This is a genomic window from Acidovorax sp. HMWF029, from assembly GCF_003060895.1.
Classification (GTDB): domain Bacteria; phylum Pseudomonadota; class Gammaproteobacteria; order Burkholderiales; family Burkholderiaceae_C; genus Acidovorax.
In genome coordinates this window covers 7,257-11,850 of sequence record NZ_QAIH01000325.1, presented here as the reverse complement: position 1 = coordinate 11,850, position 4,594 = coordinate 7,257, and the positions used below count along the sequence as shown (strand labels likewise).

Annotated in this window: 4 protein-coding genes; all 4 read left to right on the top strand. The window is 68.2% G+C overall.

Going from position 1 to position 4,594, the window contains the following annotated elements:
* Positions 1-157: 157 nt before the first annotated feature.
* The 4 genes from DBR12_RS21355 to DBR12_RS21340 all read left to right on the top strand — a co-directional run bounded on the left by DBR12_RS21355 (position 158) and on the right by DBR12_RS21340 (position 4,549).
* Complete coding sequence (locus tag DBR12_RS21355) at positions 158-1,123, top strand: Bug family tripartite tricarboxylate transporter substrate binding protein (protein WP_108619057.1); 966 nt, start codon at positions 158-160, stop codon at positions 1,121-1,123.
* Between the two features lie 166 nt (positions 1,124-1,289).
* Positions 1,290-2,618, top strand: a complete 1,329-nt coding sequence (locus DBR12_RS21350; protein WP_233245031.1) for a sulfatase — start codon at positions 1,290-1,292, stop codon at positions 2,616-2,618.
* 63 nt (positions 2,619-2,681) lie between these two features.
* Positions 2,682-3,671 carry a helix-turn-helix domain-containing protein gene (locus DBR12_RS21345; protein WP_108619053.1) on the top strand — a complete coding sequence of 330 codons (990 nt, stop codon included), beginning with the start codon at positions 2,682-2,684 and terminating at the stop codon, positions 3,669-3,671.
* 149 nt (positions 3,672-3,820) lie between these two features.
* A complete protein-coding gene (locus tag DBR12_RS21340; RefSeq protein ID WP_108619052.1) occupies positions 3,821-4,549 on the top strand; it encodes an alpha/beta hydrolase in 729 nt (242 codons plus the stop codon).
* Positions 4,550-4,594 lie beyond the last annotated feature (45 nt).

Below are 4,594 nucleotides of genomic sequence, written 5' to 3'. Positions count from 1 at the left end.
CTCCAGGGGCAATGGCAGGGCCCGCGCTGGCGCGGGCATCAGGGTATTTCCGGGCGATGATTGATTAGATCAATTGATTGTGTAGCCAATACAGTCCGGCCATCCATTCCCCTGCGCGCCAGCGCGGGCCCTGCCATTGCCCCTGGAGATTTTGACCATGCGCAAACCCCTTGCCTTTGTGCTGACCGCCACGCTTGCCTTGTGCGCTAATCTGGCCCAGGCGCAGCCGCAGACCCAGGACGTGCCTTTGCGCATCGTGGTGGGCTACGCCCCCGGTGGCTCCACCGACCGTGTGGCCCGCATCGTGGCCGACAAGCTGGGCAGCAAGCTCGGCACGCCCGTGATCGTGGAGAACAAGACCGGCGCAGGCGGCCGCCTGTCGGCCCAGGCTGTCAAAGCTGCGCCCGCCAACCAGCCCACCCTGCTGCTGGCCAACCCGGCCGTCATGCTGGTGGCGCCTCTGGTGTTCCCCGACGCGGGCTACGACCCCGAGCGCGATTTCCGCCCCGTGAGCCACGTCAACAGCTACGAATTCGGCGTCGCCGTGGGCAGCGCCGTGCCGGTGAAGGAGTTGCCACACCTCATGGCCTGGTTGCGCGCCAACCCCGACAAGGCCAATTTTGGCGTGCCTGCCACGGGCAGCCTGCCGCACTTTTTTGGCCTGATGGTGGGCGATGCCGCCAAGGTGCGCGCCGAGGTGGTGGGCTACCGGGGCTCGGCGCCGCTGCTCAACGACCTGCTGGGTGGCCAGGTGCCTGTGGCGTTCGATACCTTTGACACCCTGCTGCCCCAGCACGAGGCCGGCAAGATCCGCATCCTGGCGGTGTCGGGTGCCAAACGCAGTGCGCTGGATGGAAAGATCCCCACCTTCAAGGAAAGCGGTTTGGACCTGGCCGCCACCGGCTGGAACACCTTCTTCGCGCCCATGGGCATGCCCAAGGCGCAGGCCGAGCGCCTCGCCGGTCTGATCCACGAGGTGATGAAGGACCCGGACACGCAGCGCAAGTTTGAGGCCGCCAAGATGGAGCCCGTGGTGGCGACCATGGCCCAGACCGAAGCCATGCTCAAGGCCTACCGCGCGCAGTGGGCGCCGGTCGTGCAGCGCTCGGGCTTCAAGCCTTGATCCCCTGCACTTTCGCCCAACGCCCAACATTACGCCCACCCACCAAACCGTTCACGCTGAGCCTGTCGAAGCGCCGCCTAAGGCTTCGACAAGCTCAGCCCGAACGGTTGCGGTGAATTGGGTGCGAAGCGACCACCCGACAACCAGACAACCCGGTATGAGGCCCATGTCCCAACGCCCCAACATCATCTTCATCGTCGCCGATGACCTCGGCTATGCCGACCTGGGCTGCTACGGCGGGCGCGACGCGGCCTTTGGCCCGGTGTCGCCGGTGCTCGACCAGCTGGCGGCCAACGGCCTCAAGCTCACGCAGGGCTACTCCAATTCGCCCGTCTGCTCGCCCACGCGCTTTGCGCTGATGACGGCGCGCTACCAGTACCGCCTGCGTGGCGCGGCCGAGGAACCCATCAACAGCAAAAGCCGGGGCAGCACCACGCTGGGCCTGCCGCCCGAACACCCCACGCTGCCGTCGCTGCTGCGCGCGTCCGGCTACCGCACGGCGCTGATGGGCAAATGGCACCTGGGCTACCCGCCCGCGTTCGGGCCGCTGCGCTCGGGCTACGAAGAATTCTTCGGGCCCATGTCGGGCGGGGTGGACTACTTCACGCACTGCAGCTCCAACGGCACGCACGACCTGTACCTGGGCGAGGAGGAAAAGCAGCAGGACGGCTACCTCACCGACCTCATCACCGACCACGCGCTGGACTACGTGCAGCGCATGGCGCCGGGGGCGCAGGCGGGCACACCATTCTTTTTGAGCCTGCACTACACCGCGCCCCACTGGCCGTGGGAGACGCGCGACGACGAGGCGCTGGCGCAGGAGGTCAAGGGCAACCTGTTCCACCTGCACGGCGGCAACATCGAGACCTACCGCCGCATGATCCACCACATGGACGAGGGCATCGGCCGCATCATGGCGCTGCTGGAGGCAAAGGGCCTGGCGCGCGACACGTTGGTCGTGTTCACCAGCGACAACGGTGGCGAGCGTTTTTCAGACAACTGGCCGCTGGTGGGTGGCAAGATGGACCTGACCGAAGGCGGCATCCGCGTGCCCTGGATTGCGCACTGGCCTGCAGTGATCGCACCCGGCGGCGTGAGCGCACAAACCTGCATGACCATGGACTGGTCGGCCACCATGCTCGACGCCGCAGGCGCCGCCGCGCATGCGGACTATCCACTCGACGGCCGCTCGCTGATGCCGCTGCTGCGCGATGCCAACGTGATCGACGAGCCAGCACTGTTCTGGCGCATGAACCACCGGGGCCAGCGCGCCATGCGCCAGGGCGTGTGGAAGTACCTGCGCGTGGATGGCAACGACTACCTGTTCAACTTGGCCGACGATGAGCGCGAGCGCGCCAACCGTGCGCCTGCGGAGCCCGAGCGCCTGCAGGCCATGCGCGCCGCGTGGGATGCGTGGAACGCATCGATGCCCGCGATTCCTGGCGATGCCACGGTGAGCCTGGGGTATTCCGTCAAGGACATGCCACAGCGCTGAACACGGCGGCGGGAGGGCTTGCCCTGTTGCCTGCCCGGCGCCCTTGCCGGTAGATTGGGCGCCATGTCAGCTGCCGTCCCCGCGTCTTCCCCCATGGCTCTGCGCCAGTGGACCACCGACGTGGTGGCGCCGTCCGCGCGCCTGGACTACTGGGTAGGTGCGATCTGCGAGGCGTTTCTGGAAATGGATTGCAGCTCCCGCGAGGCGCCGCTGTTTGGCGGCGAGCTGCAAAGCCTGCCGGTGGAGACGCTGTCCATCAACCGCGTGCGGGCCTCCACCCAGGATGTGTTTCGCACGCCTGCCGGCATTGCCCGCAGCCGCCAGCTGCCCTTCTACCTGATCGGCCAGGCCGAGACCGCATGGCATGTGCGCCAGGATGGCCATGTGGCGCACCTGCGGCCGGGCGATGTGGTGCTGCTGGATTCGGCCCGGCCTTATGAACTGCACTTTCCTGAATGCGTGCACTGTGTGTCGCTGCAACTGCCGCGCGCCTGGGTGGGGCAGTGGCTGGAGCAGCCGGAGGTACGCGGGCCCCGCGTGGCCTGGCGCGACCAGGGCTGGGGCCAGAGCCTGGGCGCGCTGGCCGTGCAGCTGGCGCGCGACCCGGCTTCGGCGCATGCCCTGTCGCCTGCGTTGCTGTCCGACCACCTGGGCGCGCTGCTGTGCGCTGCGCTGGAGCCTCTTTCACCTTCACCCACGGCGGCGCGCAGCCTGCATGCCCATTTGTGTGCGCTGCTGCGGGCGCGCATTGACCAGCCGGGCCTCTCGGCCCAGGCCCTGGCGCAGGAGGCGGGCGTGTCGCTGCGCACCCTGCACCGGGCGTTTGCGGCACAGGGCCACACCTTTGCGGGCACCTTGCGCGAACTGCGCCTGGCGCGGGCGGGCGAGCTGCTGCGCCGCCCCCAGCTGGCCCATGTGGCCGTGGGCGAGATCGGGCGGCGCTGCGGCTTTGCCGACCCTTCGCATTTCGCGCGCGCCTTCCAGCGCGCCATGGGGGTGTCGCCCGCGCAGTGGCGGCGCGACGGCCGAGGCCACACGCAAATCCCTCGTTGAGACGGCCGCGCTGGCCTGTGGGTGAGCGCTCTGGCACACCCAGCACAGCCAGCTGGCACGCACAGTCCATTCAGCACCGCCCAGTGTCTCTAAGGTAGCGGCAGGGCAGATGGCCCGGTTCTGCAACACAACCCCAAGGAGACACACCCATGCCGGATACCTATGTCCTGGTCCATGGCGCCTGGCACACCGGCGCCGAAATGGAAGCGACCGCCACCCACCTGCGCGCGCGCGGCCACACGGTGCATTGCCCCACGCTCGCAGGCAACCGCCCCGGCGACGACCGCGCCGCCACGGGCCTGGCCGACGCGGTCGATTCGCTGGCGGCTTTCATCGACGGCCAGGGCCTGACCGATGTGCGCCTGGTGGGCCACAGCTATGGCGGCATGGTCATCAGCCACATGCCCACGCGGCTACCGGGGCGCATTCGCCGCCTGGTGTACTGGAACGCCTTTGTGCCGCAGCCGGGCGAGTGCCTGAACGACCTGGTGCCACCGCACTACCGCGCGCTGTTCGACCAGGTGGCGGCCAGCAACGGCAACGCTGTGATGCTGCCGTACCCCATCTGGCGCGAGGCCTTTATCAACGATGCCGACGAGGCCCTGGCGCAAAGCACCTACGCGCTGCTCAATCCCCATCCCTACCGCACCTTCACCGAACCCGCGCAACTGCCCGTGCCGCTGGCCGCGCTGGAGTTGGGCAAGAGCTACCTGAACGCGCAGCAGGACACGGCGCTGCCCCACAGCCTGCCCTGGCACCCGCGCCTGTCGGAGCGGCTGGGCCTGTTCCGCCTGGTTGAGTGCCCGGGTAGCCACGAGCTGTGTTTTTCCGACCCCATGTCGGCAGCGTTGCACATTGAACTGGCGGGGCGCGACTGACCTGGCGCCTGCACCCGTTAGGACGCGTATTGATGGTCTTTTTTT

Excerpts from the sequence above, each read along its gene's own strand:
- DBR12_RS21345 (WP_108619053.1), top strand. The coding sequence starts at position 2,682 with ATGTCAGCTGCCGTCCCCGCGTCTTCCCCCATGGCTCTGCGCCAGTGG.
- DBR12_RS21350 (WP_233245031.1), top strand. The coding sequence starts at position 1,290 with ATGTCCCAACGCCCCAACATCATCTTCATCGTCGCCGATGACCTCGGC.
- DBR12_RS21355 (WP_108619057.1), top strand. The coding sequence starts at position 158 with ATGCGCAAACCCCTTGCCTTTGTGCTGACCGCCACGCTTGCCTTGTGC.
- DBR12_RS21340 (WP_108619052.1), top strand. The coding sequence starts at position 3,821 with ATGCCGGATACCTATGTCCTGGTCCATGGCGCCTGGCACACCGGCGCC.